General features: G+C 36.8%; 24 protein-coding genes. 22 read left to right on the top strand and 2 right to left on the bottom strand.

Features of this window, described 5'->3' with window-relative positions:
- The first annotated feature begins 174 nt into the window (after nt 1-174).
- The gene (rluC, locus tag G468_RS0105180) at nt 175-1122 is read left to right on the top strand and encodes a 23S rRNA pseudouridine(955/2504/2580) synthase RluC (RefSeq protein WP_026822223.1); all 948 of its coding nucleotides are present in this window, start codon (nt 175-177) and stop codon (nt 1120-1122) included.
- A 77-nt stretch (nt 1123-1199) separates the two neighbouring features.
- Here rluC and G468_RS0105175 read toward each other — a convergent pair whose 3' ends face one another.
- On the bottom strand, nt 1200-1781 hold the full coding sequence (locus G468_RS0105175; RefSeq protein ID WP_026822222.1) for a Maf family protein: 582 nt from the start codon (nt 1779-1781) through the stop codon (nt 1200-1202).
- A 142-nt stretch (nt 1782-1923) separates the two neighbouring features.
- On the opposite strand from G468_RS0105175, the gene yceD reads away from it, so the two are divergent.
- The 21 genes from yceD to G468_RS0105070 all read left to right on the top strand — a co-directional run bounded on the left by yceD (nt 1924) and on the right by G468_RS0105070 (nt 19127).
- Nucleotides 1924-2448, top strand: a complete 525-nt coding sequence (gene yceD / locus G468_RS0105170) for a 23S rRNA accumulation protein YceD (protein ID WP_026822221.1) — start codon at nt 1924-1926, stop codon at nt 2446-2448.
- 12 nt (nt 2449-2460) lie between these two features.
- A complete protein-coding gene (rpmF, locus tag G468_RS0105165) occupies nt 2461-2631 on the top strand; it encodes a 50S ribosomal protein L32 (protein ID WP_026822220.1) in 171 nt (56 codons plus the stop codon).
- A 29-nt stretch (nt 2632-2660) separates the two neighbouring features.
- A complete protein-coding gene (gene plsX, locus G468_RS0105160) occupies nt 2661-3698 on the top strand; it encodes a phosphate acyltransferase PlsX (protein ID WP_026822219.1) in 1038 nt (345 codons plus the stop codon).
- Between the two features lie 6 nt (nt 3699-3704).
- Complete coding sequence (locus G468_RS0105155) at nt 3705-4658, top strand: beta-ketoacyl-ACP synthase III (RefSeq protein WP_026822218.1); 954 nt, start codon at nt 3705-3707, stop codon at nt 4656-4658.
- 19 nt (nt 4659-4677) lie between these two features.
- A complete protein-coding gene (gene fabD, locus G468_RS0105150) occupies nt 4678-5610 on the top strand; it encodes an ACP S-malonyltransferase (RefSeq protein ID WP_026822217.1) in 933 nt (310 codons plus the stop codon).
- A 7-nt stretch (nt 5611-5617) separates the two neighbouring features.
- Nucleotides 5618-6352 carry a 3-oxoacyl-ACP reductase FabG gene (fabG, locus tag G468_RS0105145; RefSeq protein ID WP_026822216.1) on the top strand — a complete coding sequence of 245 codons (735 nt, stop codon included), beginning with the start codon at nt 5618-5620 and terminating at the stop codon, nt 6350-6352.
- A gap of 149 nt (nt 6353-6501) precedes the next feature.
- Nucleotides 6502-6744, top strand: a complete 243-nt coding sequence (gene acpP, locus G468_RS0105140; protein ID WP_026822215.1) for an acyl carrier protein — start codon at nt 6502-6504, stop codon at nt 6742-6744.
- 101 nt (nt 6745-6845) lie between these two features.
- Nucleotides 6846-8111: a beta-ketoacyl-ACP synthase II gene (gene fabF, locus G468_RS0105135; protein WP_026822214.1), complete on the top strand. Its 1266-nt coding sequence runs from the start codon at nt 6846-6848 to the stop codon at nt 8109-8111.
- 126 nt (nt 8112-8237) lie between these two features.
- The gene (gene pabC / locus G468_RS0105130; RefSeq protein ID WP_338023277.1) at nt 8238-9077 is read left to right on the top strand and encodes an aminodeoxychorismate lyase; all 840 of its coding nucleotides are present in this window, start codon (nt 8238-8240) and stop codon (nt 9075-9077) included.
- Between the two features lie 57 nt (nt 9078-9134).
- The gene (gene mltG, locus G468_RS0105125) at nt 9135-10160 is read left to right on the top strand and encodes an endolytic transglycosylase MltG (protein ID WP_026822212.1); all 1026 of its coding nucleotides are present in this window, start codon (nt 9135-9137) and stop codon (nt 10158-10160) included.
- A complete protein-coding gene (tmk, locus tag G468_RS0105120; RefSeq protein WP_026822211.1) occupies nt 10157-10792 on the top strand; it encodes a dTMP kinase in 636 nt (211 codons plus the stop codon). The genes mltG and tmk overlap by 4 nt, the downstream gene beginning before the upstream one ends.
- A 1-nt stretch (nt 10793) precedes the next feature.
- Nucleotides 10794-11783: a DNA polymerase III subunit delta' gene (gene holB, locus G468_RS0105115; RefSeq protein ID WP_026822210.1), complete on the top strand. Its 990-nt coding sequence runs from the start codon at nt 10794-10796 to the stop codon at nt 11781-11783.
- Nucleotides 11784-11794: 11 nt separating this feature from the next.
- Nucleotides 11795-12580, top strand: a complete 786-nt coding sequence (locus G468_RS0105110) for a metal-dependent hydrolase (RefSeq protein WP_026822209.1) — start codon at nt 11795-11797, stop codon at nt 12578-12580.
- 42 nt (nt 12581-12622) lie between these two features.
- On the top strand, nt 12623-12988 hold the full coding sequence (gene hinT, locus G468_RS0105105) for a purine nucleoside phosphoramidase (protein WP_026822208.1): 366 nt from the start codon (nt 12623-12625) through the stop codon (nt 12986-12988).
- Between the two features lie 146 nt (nt 12989-13134).
- Nucleotides 13135-13710, top strand: coding sequence for a penicillin-binding protein activator LpoB (gene lpoB / locus G468_RS0105100; RefSeq protein WP_026822207.1), 576 nt, complete (start codon nt 13135-13137; stop codon nt 13708-13710).
- Nucleotides 13673-14563 carry a phosphotransferase gene (locus tag G468_RS0105095; RefSeq protein ID WP_081700625.1) on the top strand — a complete coding sequence of 297 codons (891 nt, stop codon included), beginning with the start codon at nt 13673-13675 and terminating at the stop codon, nt 14561-14563. Before lpoB ends, G468_RS0105095 begins: the two co-directional genes overlap by 38 nt.
- A gap of 50 nt (nt 14564-14613) precedes the next feature.
- Entirely contained in the window at nt 14614-15627 is a 1014-nt protein-coding gene (nagZ, locus tag G468_RS0105090; protein WP_026822205.1) for a beta-N-acetylhexosaminidase, read from the top strand.
- Between the two features lie 2 nt (nt 15628-15629).
- Nucleotides 15630-16166, top strand: coding sequence for an alpha/beta hydrolase YcfP (ycfP, locus tag G468_RS0105085; protein WP_026822204.1), 537 nt, complete (start codon nt 15630-15632; stop codon nt 16164-16166).
- 251 nt (nt 16167-16417) lie between these two features.
- Entirely contained in the window at nt 16418-16732 is a 315-nt protein-coding gene (locus G468_RS0105080) for a hypothetical protein (RefSeq protein WP_026822203.1), read from the top strand.
- Between the two features lie 46 nt (nt 16733-16778).
- Complete coding sequence (locus G468_RS0105075) at nt 16779-17120, top strand: hypothetical protein (RefSeq protein ID WP_026822202.1); 342 nt, start codon at nt 16779-16781, stop codon at nt 17118-17120.
- A 75-nt stretch (nt 17121-17195) separates the two neighbouring features.
- Nucleotides 17196-19127, top strand: coding sequence for a C80 family cysteine peptidase (locus G468_RS0105070; protein WP_162143408.1), 1932 nt, complete (start codon nt 17196-17198; stop codon nt 19125-19127).
- Here G468_RS0105070 and G468_RS0105065 read toward each other — a convergent pair.
- Nucleotides 19124-19408: transposase (locus tag G468_RS0105065; RefSeq protein ID WP_026822200.1), on the bottom strand; the 285-nt coding region annotated here is incomplete at its 5' end. The two genes, G468_RS0105070 and G468_RS0105065, sit on opposite strands and share 4 nt — an antisense overlap.

Below are 19408 nucleotides of genomic sequence, written 5' to 3'. Positions count from 1 at the left end.
GATATCAAGATAACTTTTGCTGTTTATTGCTTTTTTATAGGGAAAAATGTGAAAAAATTGCATTTGACAAAGGAATTGACAAAGTTTAAGAAAAAAAGGCGGAAACAAGGTATCATAATATTCGGTCACACTATTTAACAAACTCAAATGTTAACAAAATGTTATAATTAAATAATGAAAATACAGAATCAGGTTCAATTTGTTACTATCGATAATGATGAAGCAGGCCAACGTATTGATAATTTTTTATTGACACGTTTAAAAGGCGTTCCTAAGAGTATGATTTACCGGATTATTCGCAAGGGTGAAGTAAGAATAAATAGCGGTAGAATCAAACCTGAATATAAAATTCAAGCGGGCGATTTAATTAGAATCCCACCTGTTCGGCAGGCAGAGAAGCAACAGACTGTTATTTCGGCAAAATTGGATAAGGTAGCCGCACTTTCCGATTGTATACTTTACGAAGATGACCATTTGCTGGTTTTAAATAAACCTTCCGGTATGGCTGTTCATGGTGGTAGTGGGGTTAATTTTGGTATTATTGAAGCTTTACGTATATTACGTCCTGAAGCACGTTTTTTGGAACTTGTACATAGATTAGATCGTGAAACATCGGGTGTTTTACTAATCGCTAAAAAACGTTCGGCGCTCAGGGTATTACATCAGCAGTTGCGTTTGAAACAGATGCAAAAACAGTATCTTGCGCTGGTAAAAGGGCAATGGCCGTCGCATATTAAAGTTATTCAGGCCCCTTTATTAAAAAATATTTTACAAAGTGGCGAACGGATAGTGAAAGTTGGTACCGATGGTAAATATTCAGAAACCCATTTTAAAATTGAAGAACGTTTTTCTAATGCGACTTTAGTCAAAGCCAGTCCAATAACGGGGCGAACTCATCAGATTAGGGTACACGCACAATATGCAAAGCATCCTATTGCCTGTGATAACCGTTATGGTGATCTCGATTTTGATCAACAGTTAGCGATTACCGGTTTGAAACGACTTTTTTTGCATGCGAGTTCATTAATACTTATCCATCCGTCCAGTGAGGAAAGATTAACTTTTAACGCCCCTTTAGACCAACAACTTAAAAGCTGTTTGGCAATATTACGTAAGCAATAGAATAGTGCATAACTAATCAAATTAGCAAACCAGGTTGAATTTACCAACCGGTTTGCTTTTTGTATGTCGTAATATCGTTAACTGAGAGGGTTGATGCCGTGAGCTCGTAACATATTGATTAAACTAATTAACGGTAATCCGATTAACGTATTAGGATCCTGTCCAACAAGTTTTTCAAATAATGTAATGCCTAACCCTTCTGACATAAAGGCTCCCGCGCATTGATAAGGTTGTTCTTTTATCAGATAATTTTCAATTTCCGTATCATTCAAATGGCGAAAATAGACGGTGAAAAGTTCACATTTGGTCTTGTATTTTCCAGTTTCACTATCAAATAAACAAAGGCCGGTATAGAAGGTGATTTTTTTGCCAGAAGCTTGCTTAAGTTGTTTGATAGCCGCAGTATGAGTTAATGGTTTTCCTATTATTTGATGGTCTAGCAAACCTACTTGATCAGCACCTATTATTAAATGGTTTGGATATTTAATCGCTAATGATTTTGCTTTTTCAGTGGCTAAACGAGTGACGAGAGAAGTTGCCGATTCGTTGATTAAGGGGGTTTCATCAATATTTGGAGCATCAGCAGTAAATGGTAAGCCTAACTTTTCCAGCAGCTGATAGCGTGAAGATGACATTGACGCCAATACAATTGATTTCATAAAATATCTAAAATGCATAGCTAAATGAGGTAAGACATTTTAAACTAAATAGAGCTTAAATAGCGAATGTTTGATGGAAAAATAAGCAAAAGCAGCCTTTTCCTTTGACTATGTCTCATTACAAAGATAATATGCGCGCCTTATGCAAAAGGTAAAATTACCCTTAACGATTGATGCGCTTCGCGCAGCACAAAAAAAATTGGATTATTCAGGATATTATTCACCTGAACAAGTTCTGCGTGTTGTAGAATCAGTAGTAAGTATAGATAGTGATGTAACTAGTGAACTATCGTTTGCAATAGATAATCAACATTTAGTTGTCATAAAAGGCGATTCTAATGTTGATGTCACGTTAAAATGCGAACGTTGTGGTAAAAATTTTAACCATCATGTTCATGTAACTTATTGTTTTAGTCCTGTCATTGATGATGAGAGGATTGCGTTACTACCCCAAGAGTATGAGCCAATTACTGTTGATCAATTTGGTGAAATAGATTTGCTAGCAATGATTGAAGATGAAATAATTCTCTCTTTGCCGGTAATCCCGGTTCATAACTCTGAACGCTGTGAAGTGTCCGACGCGGATATGGTTTTTGGTGAGTTGCCTAACGAGGCAGAAAAGCCAAATCCCTTTGCAGTATTAGCTAGTTTAAAAAAAAGTACTTAAGGAGTAAGGTCAATGGCCGTACAACAAAATAAACCCACTCGTTCTAAACGTGGTATGCGTCGCTCACATGATGCATTGACAACTGCTGAAGTGTCAGTAGATAAAACTTCTGGTGAAACCCATTTGCGTCATCATGTGACTGCTGATGGCTATTACCGTGGGCGCAAGGTTATTAATAAATAATTGTTGTTAATTATTAAACGATTAATGCCTTGGCTAATTTAATCTTAGCATTAGATGCGATGAGTGGGGACAAAGGTCCTCATATCATTGTGCCTGCTGCATTGCAGGCACTTGCATCTAACCCACAATTAAGATTATTACTGGTCGGTATTCCCGAGATTTTAAACCCACTGCTTGCAGATCAGCGTGCTGAGCTGCGTGATCGTTTGCAAATTATACCTGCAGAATATGCTATTGCTAATGATATGAAGCCCTTACAAGCAATTAGACAAAGTAAAGGTTCGTCAATGCGGATTGCGTTAGAATTAGTGAAGTCTGGTCAGGCTCAAGCATGTATTAGTGCTGGAAATACTGCTGTGCTTATGGGGTTAGCAAAACTCCTATTGAAAACAATACATGGTATTGAAAGGCCAGCGCTGACAACGATTTTGCCAAATCAAAAACAAGGTAAAACTGTTGTACTTGATTTAGGTGCTAATGTTAACTGCAATAGTCAAATGCTAGTGCAATTTGCCGTGATGGGATCAGTAATGGCTGAAGAGATTGCACATATAAGCAATCCACGTGTAGCATTATTAAATATCGGTGAAGAGGAAAGTAAGGGTTTAGATAATATCCGCGAAGCCGCCTCAATATTAAAAGCAACACCTTCTATAAATTATATTGGTTATGTAGAAGGTAATGAGTTATTGACGGGTAAAACTGATGTATTCGTTTGTGACGGCTTCGCAGGTAATGTGACGTTGAAAACAATGGAAGGTGTAATACGCGTTATTTTATCTTTAGTAAAGTCTTCAACTACAGAAAATAAGATCTCATCGTGGCTGATGAAGTTGATTAAACCTTGGTTACAAAAACGTATTACAAAACGTTTTGGGCACCTGGATCCTGATCAATATAATGGTGCTTCACTTTTAGGATTACAGGGTATTGTAATTAAAAGTCATGGAGCGGCAAACCAAAAAGCATTTAAGGCTGCAATTGAACAGGCGATTCAGGCGGTAGAAAAGCAAATTCCTAATAGAATTGCGACTCGCTTGAATACCTTACTACCCAAGAGTGATTAAAGCAAAATGTATACAAAAATCTTAGGTACTGGCAGTTATTTGCCTGTACAGATTCGTACGAATGCTGATTTAGAAAAAATGGTAGATACCTCTGACGAATGGATAACTACCCGTACAGGTATTAAAGAACGCCGCATTGCAACAGGAGAAGATAACGTATCTACAATGGGGGCTAAAGCTGCGCAAAAAGCGTTGCTAATGGCCGGCATCGCAGCTAATGAAATTGATTTAATCATTGTAGCAACGACTTCTTCAACTCATGCTTTTCCCAGTGCAGCTTGCCAAATTCAGCAAATATTAGGTATTCAAAACTGTGCCGCATTTGATGTTGCTGCGGCATGTGCTGGCTTCACTTATGCATTAAGTATTAGTGATCAGTTTATTAGAACTGGCATGGCAAAGAAGGCATTAGTTATCGGTTCTGATATATTATCTAGAGTATTAGATCCGAATGATCGTAGTACACTCATTTTATTTGGTGATGCCGCGGGTGCAATCGTTGTCGGCTGTTCACAAGAGCCAGGGATTTTGTCAACTCATTTACATGCCAATGGTAATTACGGTGATTTGCTAACTTTACGTCATCAAGAGCATAGTGAACACTCAGAACCAACTTATGTGACAATGGCGGGTAATGAGGTTTTTAAGGTAGCGGTGAATGAATTAGCTAATATTGTGGATGAAACATTAGAAAAAAATGCGCTAGATAAATCAAAATTAGATTGGTTAGTCCCTCATCAAGCTAATTTACGGATAATTCAAGCAACAGCAAAAAAATTGGCTATGCCAATTGATAAAGTGGTTATTACTCTGGATAGACATGGTAATACTTCAGCGGCTTCGGTACCGACAGCATTTGATGAAGCTGTCAGAGATGGCCGTATTCAGCGAGGGCAAATGGTATTACTTGAAGCATTTGGTGGCGGTTTTACTTGGGGTTCAGCGCTGATCCGTTTTTAAGTTATACAGGAAAATAAAAATGTCTAATTTTGCAATGATCTTTCCTGGCCAAGGTTCTCAATCTCTAGGCATGTTAGCTGATTTAGCGAAAGAGTTTGCTGTAGTAGAGAAAACGTTTGCTGAGTCTTCTAATGTCTTGGGATATGATTTATGGGATTTGGTTCAGAATGGCTCGCAAGAGGAGTTAAATAAAACTTGGAAAACGCAGCCAGCACTTTTATCCGCATCTGTGGCAATTTTTCGAGTATGGCAGGAAAAAAAAAGCAAAATGCCTAAACTTATGGCAGGCCATAGTTTAGGTGAATATTCTGCATTGGTTTGTGCCGATGTCATCGATTTTAAGTCCGCTGTCAAATTAGTAGAACTACGCGGGCAATTGATGCAAGAGTCTGTGCCGGCAGGGATGGGTGCTATGTATGCAATTATTGGTTTAGATAATGAATCGGTATTAGCATCGTGCCAGCAAGCTGCACAAGGTCAAGTTGTTTCGGCTGTTAATTTTAATTCGCCTGGTCAGGTTGTCATTGCGGGCGAAAAGAGTGCTGTTGAGAGAGCGGCAGTCTTATGTAAAGTTGCTGGGGCAAAACGTACTTTGCCATTGGCTGTCAGTGTACCTTCACATTGTGCATTGATGCAGCCCGCAGCAAAGAAATTAGCACAAGCATTAGAAGCAGTTGTGTTTAATAAACCTAACATCACTGTTGTAAATAATGTCGATGTTAAAATCGAAAATTCGGTAGAGGGTATTCGGCATGCTTTAGTCAGGCAGCTGTATAATCCTGTACGCTGGGTTGAAACCATCGAATTCATGGCGGAGCAAGGGATCGTGCAATTATTAGAAATAGGGCCAGGTAAAGTATTGACTGGTTTAACTAAGCGCATTGTGAGTACGATTAATTCAGCAGCAATTAATGATACGGCATCATTAAACGCTGCATTGATAAATAATTGAGGAAAACATGAGTTTTGATGGAAAAATAGCCTTGGTAACTGGAGCAAGTCGTGGTATCGGGCGATCAATAGCTGAGCTGCTGGCTGAACGTGGTGCAAAAGTAATTGGTACCGCTACAAGCGAAGAAGGCGCTAAGGCGATTAGTAGCTATCTTGGTGATAAAGGCAAAGGTTATGTCTTGAATGTGACAGATACTAAATCTATTGATAGTACTCTATCTAAAATTTGTGAAGAATTTGGTGAAATTGATATTTTAGTCAATAATGCAGGTATTACCAGTGATAATCTATTGCTGCGAATGAAAAAAGAAGAGTGGAACAAAGTTATTGATACAAACTTAACTTCGATCTTTAGTTTATCCAAAGCTATAATGCGTTCAATGATGAAAAAACGTTATGGTCGCATCATATCTGTTGGTTCGGTGATCGGCACATTGGGTAATATAGGACAGGCAAATTATGCAGCGGCTAAAGCAGGTGTTATCGCTTTTAGTAAATCGTTAGCGCGTGAAGTGGCTACCCGAGGTATTACAGTGAATGTTGTTTCTCCTGGTTTTATAGAAACGGATATGACTCGAGCATTGACAGATGAACAGCAAGCAGGCATTTTAGCTAATGTTCCTGTGGGGCGGCTCGGTGATGCAAAAGAAATTGCCAGTGCTGTAGCATTCTTAGCTTCTGATGAGGCGGCTTACATCACGGGTGAAACATTACATGTCAATGGTGGCATGTGTATGATTTAAAAACCAATGAATCATTTGCATGATTAATGCTAAAATAGCATATAATAATGCGAAATCAGGTTCGAATAGCCAGGATTGGGTTGTGCCTTTCCTGTATCTAAACTACGAAAATCATCGTGAAAGCGAGTTTTAATAGGAATTTAAATAGTATGAGTACTATAGATATAGAAGAACGTGTTAAGAAAATAATTGCTGAACAGTTAGGTGTTAAAAAAGAGGAAGTTACAAATAATGCTTCATTCGTTGAGGATTTAGGTGCGGATTCTCTTGACACTGTTGAACTAGTCATGGCATTAGAAGAAGAGTTTGATACCGAAATTCCTGATGAAGAAGCAGAAAAAATCACGACAGTGCAAGCAGCTATTGATTATATCAATAGTCATAAAGGATAAGCTGTAAATTTAATTATAGAGAGCTTTTATGCACATATTCAGGCGGTCGATCGACCGCCTATATTTTCACCAAAACTTATTTCTTTTTCTGGAGGATATACGTGTCTAAGCGTCGAGTAGTTGTGACTGGACTCGGCATGTTATCTCCTGTCGGCAACACAGTTGAATCATCTTGGAATGCTGTATGTGCTGGACAGAGTGGCATCTGCCTTATAGAGCATTTTATGACTGAAAACTATACAACCAAGTTTGCCGGTTTAGTTAAAAATTTTAATCATGACGATTATGGTATTTCGGCCAAAGATGCGCGCAAGATGGATCTATTTATTCAATATGGGCTTGCAGCGGGTAAACAAGCTATCAAAGATGCAGACATAGAAATCACAGAAAAAAATGCGCATCGTATTGGAGCGGCAATTGGCTCTGGCATTGGTGGGTTAGGCCTAATCCAGGAAAACTGTAATAATTTACTGACTGATGGCCCACGTAAAGTAAGTCCTTTTTTTGTTCCTTCAACCATTATCAACATGGTGGCTGGACATTTAAGTATTATTTATGGCTTTAAAGGTCCTACTATCTCTATTGCTACCGCTTGTACTTCGGGGGTACATAACATCGGTCATGCCGCACGTATTATTGCTTATGGTGACGCTGATATCATGCTGGCAGGTGGCGCAGAAAAAGCAAGTACATCTTTAGGAATAGCTGGATTTGGCTCTCTTAAAGCCTTATCAAGACGTAACGACGAACCTGAGCGAGCAAGCCGCCCTTGGGATCAGGATCGAGATGGTTTTGTATTAGGTGATGGAGCGGGTATTTTGGTGTTGGAAGAGTATGAACATGCTAAAGCCCGAGGCGCTAAAATTTATGCTGAATTTGCTGGTTTTGGTATGAGTAGTGATGCCTATCATATGACGTCACCACCAGAGAATGGTGAAGGTGCAGCATTGGCCATGACAAATGCATTACACGATGCAGGTATAGACGCAAAAAAAGTAGGTTACATTAATGCTCATGGTACATCAACACTGGCAGGAGATATCGCTGAGGCACGTGCCGTTACATCGATTTATCCAGAACCGAGTAACATATTGATTAGCTCGACTAAATCGATGACCGGTCATTTATTAGGGGCGGCAGGTGCAATTGAAGCTATCTTTACGATTTTGTCGTTAAGAGATCAACTTATTCCTCCAACAATTAACCTTGAAAATCTCGATAGTAAATTACTCGAACTAGTAGACAACGGCCATCTAGATTTCGTACCCGGAGAGGCTCGCAGAGTTGAAGATATGCAGTATGCATTATGCAATTCTTTTGGCTTTGGCGGCACTAATGGCTCGATTATTTTTCGTAAAGTCAATTAATTGATATTTTCTTATAAAAAGGCCTCAACCTAAGTCAAGGTGAGGCCTTTTTATTGATGTAAATGGTAAGTTTCCCATAAAATGTAGCGATAAATAGTAGGTATTCAGTTTGGTTAATAAGTTAGCATGATGATATGTTGGATTAACGGTGAGCAGCGAAATAATATTTCTGTCGAGGATAGAGCTGTTCAATTTGGTGATGGCTGTTTTACAACAATTCGGGTGGTTGGACATCAACCTGCCTTATTATCGCATCACATTTATCGATTACAAAAAGGGGTTAAACGACTACTTTTACCTACACCTGATTGGCAAAAATTGACTGCTGATATAAACAAGATGGCGCAATTGAATAAAAAGGATTTAGCCGTTATTAAAATTATTATTAGTCGAGGTGAAGGTGGGCGAGGGTATAGCATAGCGGGCTTCAACAAAGCCACAGTCATTATTTCGTTAACTGATTATCCAGCTATTTATTTAAATCAACAGCAAACGGGTATTGATTTAACATTGAGTACCATACCAGTAAATAATAATCCTTATTTGGCAGGCATTAAACATCTAAATCGCTTAGAGCAAATATTAATAAAACAGCAAATTGAATTATTGAATGTTGATGAAGCTATAGTGACGGACACTAATGGCATATTGATTGGATGTTGTGCAGCAAATATTTTTTTGCGTAAAGGTAAACAAATATATACGCCAAATTTAGATCACGCTGGTGTTGAAGGTGTAATGCGCAAACAGGTTATTGCTTGTTTATCTGATACTGATTATGAACTTTTCTATATCAGCGACTATCCTAATATATTGGCACATAGTGATGAGGTAATCATTACTAATGCTTTAATGCCCATATTATCGGTTAACCGTATTTTAACTCAGCCAAAACAACCCGTATGGCACTATTATTCTCGTGAATTATTCAATTTTCTTTTGCCATATTGTTTGAGGTTAAATTAATTTTGCGATTAATATTAGATTCTTTTTTGTAGTGTAATATTAGGAAACGAGTGTTAAATGAAGTATGCAAGACGAATGTTGTGGTTGTTTATTTTTTTATTAATATTAACTGGCTGTATTCTCTATACATTTTATCGTCAGATACAAAATTACGCTAATACAGCGATTAATATTCATGAAACAACAATTTTTATTTTACCTGCAGGTACAGGGCGAGCAGGATTAGAATTATTGTTAACTGAACAGAAAATCATAAATCAAGCGAATATTTTTCAATGGTTACTGAAATTGGAACCACAATTAGCACAATTTAAAGCGGGAACATATCGATTAAATCCTGGCATGTCTTTGCGGACAATGTTAGAAATATTCTCTGCTGGTAAAGAAGCGCAATTTAGTTTGCTATTTATTGAAGGTTCTCGCTTCGAAGACTGGAAAAAATTATTACAGCAAGCCCCTTATTTAAAACATACTCTCGACAATCAATCTACGGATAAATTAGCGCAGGATCTAGGGTTACCCTCTAATCAATTATTAGAAGGATGGTTTTATCCTGATACTTATTATTACACAGCGGAAATGAGTGATATTGATATATTAAAGCGTGCACATCAGAAAATGTTAATGGCGCTTGAATATGAATGGCAAGGGCGGGCGGCTAATCTACCGTACAAAACGCCATATGAAATGTTAATTATGGCTTCAATTATTGAAAAAGAAACGGGTATTGATACTGAAAGAGCTAAAGTAGCATCAGTTTTTATTAATCGATTAAAGAAAAAAATGCGGTTGCAAACGGATCCGACGGTTATATATGGTTTAGGTGATAAATACCGCGGGGTGCTTTATCGTAGAGACTTAAATAATTCGAGTCCTTATAACACATATTTGATTGTGGGTTTGCCACCTTCGCCAATAGCTATGCCCGGCAGAGCTTCAATTAAAGCAGCCGCTCATCCTGATGAAACCAATTATTATTATTTTGTTGCAACGGGTAATGGTGGGCATACCTTTACTACCAATATTAATGATCATAATCAAGCGGTTAAACATTATCGTCAGACAAAAGATAAAAATGAATGAAAAGTCGTTATATAGTTATTGAAGGTCTTGAAGGCGCAGGAAAAACTACTGCGATAAAGACGGTTGTACAAACACTCGCTACGGTAGGAATAACTGAGATTGATTTTACACGGGAGCCAGGAGGAACACCGTTAGCCGAAAAATTGCGTCAATTAATTAAGCATGGTATTGCCGAGGAAAAAGTCACTGACAAAGCGGAGCTACTCATGCTTTATGCCGCGCGTATCCAATTAATTGAAAATGTTATTAAGCCTGCTCTTGCAAAGGGAAGATGGGTTATTGGTGATCGCCATGATCTCTCATCACAAGCTTATCAAGGTGGAGGACGTGGGCTTTCCCCCGAATTAATGAAAGTATTACGTAATACCATACTGGATGATTTTCGACCTGATCTGACACTCTATCTTGATATAGAACCTGCTCTAGGCTTGCAGCGAGCGCGAGATCGTGGTGAACTAGATCGAATAGAAAAAGAGTCATTAGACTTTTTTAAACGAACTCGTCAGCGCTACCTTGAGTTAGCCGCTGAAGATGACACAATCATCACAATTGATGCTAACCAATCATTAGAAGAGGTGCAAAAAACCATTCACCATGTATTATCGAATTGGTTGACAGCTCAAGGCGAGTAAAATGAACTGGTATCCATGGTTAAATCATGCATATAGACAAATAATTGCTATCCATCAAAAGAAGCAAGGGCATCATGCATTGCTGTTACATGCTAATGCTGGAATGGGCAGTGAGGCACTCGTTTATGCTATTAGCCGATGGCTAATGTGTCAACAGCCGGAGGATATGAAAAGCTGTGGTAGTTGTCATAGTTGTCAACTGATGTTAGCACAGACGCATCCAGACTGGCATAAAATTGTTGCCGAGAAGGGTAAAAATACAATAGGTATTGAAAGTATTCGTTATTTAACTGAAGTTTTAGTTGGCCATGCACAGCAAGGTGGCGCTAAAGTTATTTGGTTTCCTCGTATTGAAGCATTAACGGAAGCCGCAAGCAATGCATTATTGAAAACGTTAGAAGAGCCGACGAACAATACCTTTTTTTTGTTAGAGTGTCGCGATCCAGCACTATTGCTAGCGACTTTACGTAGTCGATGTTTTTATTATTACCTCTCTGTGCCAGAGCATAAAATGGCAATTTCTTGGCTACAAAAACAAAAGATATCGTTAGCGTTAGTTGATATTGAAACAGCCCTAAAACTCAATGCGGCTGCTCCTCTTGCTGCTTTAACCCTATTACAACCAGAAAATTGGCTAAAAAGAAAGCAATTTTGCCAATCACTAATGCAACATTTAGCAACTAAGACACTTTTCAGTTGGTTACCTGAATTGGATCAGCCAGATGCAATCGAACGGATCAATTGGTTGATAAGTTTATTGTTAGATGCAGTAAAATATCAACAGCAAGCAGGTAATTACTGTGTTAATCAAGATCAGCCCTCATTAATTACTAAATTGGCAGCTATCAATACTGCTGATGTCTTATTAAAAAGCGCTATGGAATGGCAAAATTGTCGTCATCAATTAATGTCAGTGGTGGGATTAAATCAGGAATTACGATTGTCATCTCAGTTAATTAATTGGCAGCGCGCACTATATCACCATAATTAAAAGAGTTTATTATGTTTTTAGTTGATTCTCACTGTCATCTCGATTGTTTAGATTATAAAAATAAGCATAAAGATATTGATGATGTTATCGCAAAGGCGTCGGCCAATGAAGTAAAATATATTCTGGCTATCGCGACAACATTGCCAGGCTTCGTTAGTATGAAAAAGCAGATTGGTCAGCGTGACAATGTGGCATTTTCATGTGGCATACATCCGCTTGATCTTGATAAAGGTTATAATTTTGATGAACTAGCACGTTTAGCGTCAGGCAATGAAGTTGTTGCGTTAGGTGAAACAGGTTTGGATTATCACTATCAAAGTGAGAATGCTAAATTGCAACAAACCGCTTTTCGTCAACATATTCGTATCGGTTGTCAATTAAATAAACCCGTTATTATTCATACACGAAAAGCCCAGCAAGACACATTAACGATATTGAAGGAAGAACAGGTTACTGATTGCGGTGGCGTTTTACACTGTTTTACGGAAGATGAGCAGATGGCTAAAGCATTATTAGATTTAGGGCTTTATATCTCATTTTCCGGTATAGTGACATTTCGTAATGCCGAACAGATCCGCCAGGCTGCACGTATGGTGCCCTTAGATCGCATTTTGATTGAAACCGATGCCCCTTATCTGGCGCCAGTTCCCCATCGTGGCCAAGAAAATCAGCCTGCTTATGTAAGAAATGTGGCGCAGTTTTTAGCCCAATTAAAAGGCGTAGATATTGAAGAAATTGCGCGAGCTACTACGCAAAATTTTTGTGATCTTTTTCATTTAACCATTAAACGCGATTAAACCGCTTGCATCATCATAAAAATAGATTTATAGGATGAAATTATGGCAGCAGAAACGATTTTTAGTAAAATTATACGCCGTGAAATTCCCGCTGATATTGTTTATCAGGATGATTTAGTGACAGCATTTAGGGATATAGCACCTCAGGCTCCCGTGCATATTTTAATTATCCCTAATATTTTAATCGCCACTATCAATGATGTGAAACCTGAGCATGAACAAACATTAGGTCATATGATCACAGTCGCGGCAAAGATTGCTGAGCAGGAAGGTATTGCTGATGATGGCTACCGTTTAATTATGAATTGTAACCGACATTCCGGGCAGGAAGTTTTTCATATTCATATGCATTTAGTCGGCGGCCATCCCCTAGGACCGCTATTAACAAAAAAGATAGATAAATTTTAAATTGTTATTTTGTTGATTTGTCATTAAAGAGGCAATCCTCGTTTTATTGGTTACTCTTTAATTATAAAGCAATTTATATTGTTATTTTGGCACAGGTTTTGTTATTCAGTTTACCTTGCAATTTAAGGTATACAGGAGAAGAGTAAATGAGACGTATTTTTCAACTTATGGTTGTGATATTCCTATTAGTCGGTTGCTCATCGATAACGGGTAAAAAACCGGCACCGGTCATTACAATCGAACCTACTGAGCCTACCGAGCAGCCAACAACACCAACATCGCCAGAAACTGTGCCGCAGTTACCAAAAGTAAAAACAGTAGATTGGTCAACAGCAGTTATTCCTTTAGCCAATCAATTGGTACAAGCTCCAGGGGTTGAGTCAGGCAAGGTGTTATTGATTGATTCAATAAAAAATAATACCAATATGGCAATTCAATCAATGCAAGCAACTGATGCGATTATTGATGCAGTTAATAACCAAAATGTATTTAAATTAGTTCCGCAAGATGTGGTGGCAAATGCACGTAAAGCGTTGGGCTTATCTCAGGAGGACAGTTTAGTTACGCGAAGTAAAGCCATCGGTTTAGCGCGTTATGTACAAGCTGATTATGTTCTTTATTCAGTTATTTCCGGTAATCAACAACAGAGTGAAATTGAAATGCAGTTAATGGGAGCGCAAACGGGTGAGATCCTATGGTCGGGAACAAATCCCATTGAATAAAAAGGAAACACTTATAGCATTGTTATTACAAAAATATCCGGCAATAACCGCTAATAAGTGGCAAATTAAAGCGTTACCAGGGTCTAGCGGTGGTAGTTTCTGTGTTAAAGCAACCCCAAATATTAAACTAATTGCCCGTTTTGCCGGAAAAAATGAGCGTTTATTAGGTATTAATCGACAAAGAGAGCGTAGAATATTACGCCAGCTTACTCAATTTGTTGCAGCCCCCCAGATAGTGGGGGCTAATAATGACTGGTTAATATTAGAATGGCTTACAGGTGAGGTGGTTACTGATACGGACACGAGTTTACAGGAATTATATCAGCCGCTAGGTCATATACTGGCGTCATTGCATTCATATCCATTATCGGGTTATTCATTACCTCTTAAACAACATTTAGCCAGTTATTGGTATCAAATTGACCGTCGCAGACTATCACCTTATTGGTTAAATTTACATCATTTTTTTCAATATGCCTGTCAACCTAAAACCAGCAAAAAAGTACTTGCACATCTTGATATTCATAGTGGAAATGTTCTATTAGCTGATAATGGAATTTTAAAACTCTTGGATTGGGAGTATGCAACTGATTGTGATCTGGCCTTTGCCCTGGCAACGTTATTCGCGACCAATGATTGGGATAAAAATGGCCAAAACCAATTTTTGCACCATTATTGTCAGCAGCAGCCTGCATATAAAGATTTTAATAAATTAAAGCTGCAAATTGCCTTGTGGCTACCATGGGTTAACTATATGAGAATGATGTGGTATGAAGTCCGCTGGATGCAAACAAAAGATTCACAATACTTAGCATTGGCGCAACCGATTAGAACATGGTTAGGCTTAGTTTGAGCATATTTGCTATTAAATAGTAATCATAAAATATATTAAGTAGGTAATTAATGGGGCCCATTATATTAGATCTAAAGGGATTTGAATTAGAAGCTGAGGACTGTGAAATTCTAAAGCACCCACTGGTTGGGGGGATTATTCTTTTTACGCGCAATTATCATGATCCTGAGCAACTGAAAGCGCTTGTCCGCCAAATTCGCAACGCAGCACATAGCCGCTTACTTATTGCCGTCGACCAAGAAGGTGGCCGCGTGCAAAGATTTCGGCCAGGATTTACTGCGCTACCTGCCGCACAAGCCTATGCTGCACTTAACGATCAGGATACAGCGGCTAAATTAGCGGCAGAAGCTGGTTGGTTAATGGCGGCAGAGATGATTGCGATGGACATTGATATCAGTTTCGCACCAGTGCTAGATATTGGACATCATTGTATTGCGATTGGTGATCGTTCTTTTCATCAACAACTTGATATCGCTATTATGATGGCTGAGGCTTTTATTACAGGTATGCATGCTGCCGGTATGAAAACAACCGGTAAGCATTTCCCAGGTCATGGCGCGGTTAGTAGTGATTCCCATAAACAAACACCAACTGATGAGCGTACACTAGCCCTGATCAGGTCGCATGATATGAAAATCTTCAGTTATTTTATCCAACGGCGTTTACTTGATGCCATTATGCCAGCACATATTATCTATACTAAAATTGACCAACGGCCAGCGAGTGCTTCGGCTTACTGGCTAAAATCAGTCTTGCGCCAACAGTTAGGATTTAGTGGGACAATATTTTCTGATGATCTTTCCATGGCCGGCGCGGCGGTTATGGGAGGATATGCCGAGCGGGCACGGGCAGCCCTTAATGCCGGCTGTGATATGTTACTTATTTGCAATAATCGTATTGGGGCAATAAATGTATTAGATAGTTTAGCAATTGAAAAACATAACCAAACAGTAAATCTTTTTCATCATGCACATCGATACTCTTTAGCTGAATTACAAAAAACACCGCGATGGCAAGCGGCAAATTTAGCATTAACATCTTTGTGTGAAGAATGGCAGAGGTAGATATGATTATTTATTTACATGGTTTTGATTCAAATAGTCCTGGTAACCACGAAAAAATAATGCAATTACAATTTATAGATCCAGATGTCCGCCTTATCAGTTACAGTACGCTATATCCCCGCCATGATATGCAGCACTTGCTGAAAGAAGTTGATAAAAATATTCACGCTTTGGGCAAAGAGCCAATTTTAATTTGTGGTGTTGGCTTAGGGGGTTTTTGGGCTGAGCGGATAGGATTTTTATGTAATATAAAACAATTAATGATAAATCCAAATTTATTTCCTTATGAAAACATGATAGGAAAAATTACTCGTCCAGAAGAATATTTAGACATTATGACTAAATGTGTAGATAATTTCAGACAAAAAAACAAACATAAAGGTATGTTAATATTATCTCGTCATGATGAAATTATTGATAGCCAACAAAGTGCCAATATTTTAAAACCTTATTATCCTATAATTTGGGATGAAAAACAAAATCATAAATTTAAAGATCTGTCATATCATTTAGCAACCATTAAATCATTTTATAATTAAGTTTATTATTAAATCTTATCTGTTAGTAGGATTATTTAATTATAATAATTTAATGGCTTAATTTTAATTTTCGAGACGGTGATATGTAAAATTATATTATTTAATTGAACAGGTTTTATATTACATCATAAATTTCTATTTAATTATTTGGTTGTTAACAATAAATTACTCTCTTTTATTTTTTGCTTTTTCTTGTTAATAATAGTATCTACTTTGACTTTTAAAAAATAATATTTATAAGGTAAGGTATTATGCCAAATATGATGAAATATTTTTTTGATATTAGTTTTTCACAGGATAAATATATCTATAATGAATTTGAGGATAAGTTATTATTTATTTTTAGTAAATTTGTCGCCGCTAACGATACCAATATTACCCAAGGTATCACAGGTTTATGTGCAGCGCTTAGTGCTGAATATTTAACACATGTTCGTCAGGGAGGTTTAGAACAAGGTAAAAACTACCTGGCCAGTATAAAATATTTGGCAAAAATTTTAGATAAACCGATCGCTCCCCACGATCCTCCTCTTTTTAAAGCCATGCTACAGGCAAGAAAAATTTAATCGTATATTAATTGATTTGGCTAAGCGGCAGCGGGAATCTTTTGATATGATGGATATGGCCAGTTATTATCCCGCCTACCCTTTTTGGCCAAATAAAGATCTAAGTGAGACTATATCCAATTATATGGAAAAAGTTATTTCATATGAAAGTAAAATGCAAAGTTTACGTAAAGATAGATATTGGTTCAAAGAACTATTTATTGAGATAACACGTCACTTAGATAATGAGAATTATAATACTGAGGAAATTAAATTTTTTGCTGAAAATACCTTTATTTCGCTTAAGAAGAAGTATATTGAAAAATATATTAAGTATTATAATGATAGAGGATTAAAAACAATAAATAATAGTCAAAGATATATATATAACGAAATTAATATTGATTAGTTTATCAAAAAAAATATAGACATTGATGATATAGATAAAAATAAATATTATGAATTTTGCTCTGTAGACCATATGATGGCTATTGTAATAGAGAAAAATAGTAAAACAGGAAAGTTAATTTATGCTTTTTTTGACCCTAATAATGGGGTAATACAGATAGAAAATAAAGATATATTTATCGAGTTTTTAAATTATATTGTTAAGATTAGACGTGATAGTTATAATTTTATTCGATTACGTGATGGAACTATGGATGTACTTATTTCTGAAATGGAATATGATGAGAAGATTACTGAACAGGCAATTTTACCTAAATTAGATGAAAAATTAATTAATATAACAACCAATAAGATCCTTTGTGATAATGAGTATAAATTTATTCTTGATTTAAAAACTAAAATTATTTTTAAAAATTTTAATGATAATACTAGAACCACTCATATTGAATTAATTAGTGAAAAACATAAACCAAAAAGTATTAATATTTTGATGAATTCACTTTCATCTGATGAAATACTAGTATTCTTTACTAACCAACATAAAAATATTTTAGCATTAGCGGAAAATAATCTTCACATATGTATAACTAATGAAAATTATGAAATTCGTAAAATAACCGATGTCAGTGATGTTATTTATCGTTTGCGAAATAGTAGAGAACGATTAGAATTTTATCTCTCTGATCCAATTGTTACTTTGCCGCGTGAACGATTGCCCTTAGAAATATGTGAACTTCATAATAATGAGGTTTTGGGAAGTAGAACACCAATAAAACTTGATAATTTGTGGGATCCAAGTGTTAATCCCGAACTTATTCCTCAGCAAAATAAAACGCAATTAATAGCAGAAGCTAATAATCTTTATAATGTTATCATTCAGTTAGAAGGTGAAGATATTATTAATAAAGCGGCGGCAAATTTAATTGGTAAACATCCAAATAACACCATATTAATTCAATATGATCTGGAAAATGATCAATATCGACTAGTATATGGTGATATTGATAAAGTCATAACTAACAATAGCCGCTGGTTACTAATTGGACATGGTCATTTTGATGAACAAAAAAAACAACGACTATTTGCTAATCAAAGTGCTTATACCATAGTTGATAAACTAAAAAAATTAAAAACATCGTTATTAGCCAATAATGAACCAGACAAAATAGTTTTATTAGGTTGCAAATTAGGCCAGGGTAATTTACTGGATAATTTTGCCTTAAATATTAGCCAAGAATTTTGGCAAAAAGAATTTAAATCTACCTTAGTGGCTTATACCAAAGATTTGTCGATTTATCATAATGGCAAAAAAGAAGTTTATTTGGATGAGAGTAACGATAGTAAACAGCCAGCAAAATACTATAAAAATCAGTATCAAAAAGATAACAATAGCGGTGAAATAACTATTAATGGAGAAGCACTAATTTTATATCTTTTACGGCAAATAAATTCAGCGGATATTACATTATCTGCAGCAGTGACTCGTTATCGAGACTATCTTAGTCAATATTTTTATTATCCTAATGGGGAGTTGGACTTAGATTTACTCAAAACAATTGCTTATGATGGTGAAGCCTATAAAGTTTTTGCCGATAATTTTACTATCGATGAAAGAATAATAAATAATTATGACATTGGTGTATTAATTGATAATTTACATGGAAAAAATATTGATAATGTCCCTTTATGGCCAAAAGTCAATGCTGCTAATATCACAGCAGGATTATCGCAAGCATTAGATGAAAATAGCTCACAAATAATCTTTCGGTTTTCTGGTGATAAAAAATATCAGCAACAGGCAGAATTATTAGCCAGACAAATCCCAGAAAATACTTTTATTTTCCAAATGGACAAAGATTCAAACAAAGCAATTTTAGAATATGGCGAATTAGACAAATTAAATAACACAAAAATAAAAAAATGGATATTATTAGGTAATATAGCCACGACTCCTGAACAATCTTTATTTGAAGGACTTTTATCAGTAAAATTAGGCTGTGTCCCTTAATTGCGTAATCGGCGGTAAAACAAGCGAATGCAGCCCAGTTTCACCATTGCTAGATAGTTTCTTGCCGTTTTTTCATAACGTGTAGCGATCCGGCGATATTCCTTTAAACGGCCAAAACACCTTTCCACAACGTTGCGATGGCGATAAGCATCACGATCAAGTTGCGAGCGTCCATCTGAAGCCAGTTTTTCATTTGATTTTCGGGGAATAACCGTTTTCATCCCTTTTCTTTTCAACTCGTTACGTAGCGCATTCCCAGAGTAGGCTTTGTCAGCCAGTAC

Origin of the sequence: Arsenophonus nasoniae DSM 15247 (assembly GCF_000429565.1) — a bacterium.
Taxonomy (GTDB): domain Bacteria; phylum Pseudomonadota; class Gammaproteobacteria; order Enterobacterales; family Enterobacteriaceae; genus Arsenophonus; species Arsenophonus nasoniae.
Note: the sequence above shows the minus strand (reverse complement) of the source record. Positions and strands in the feature narration are given on the sequence as shown.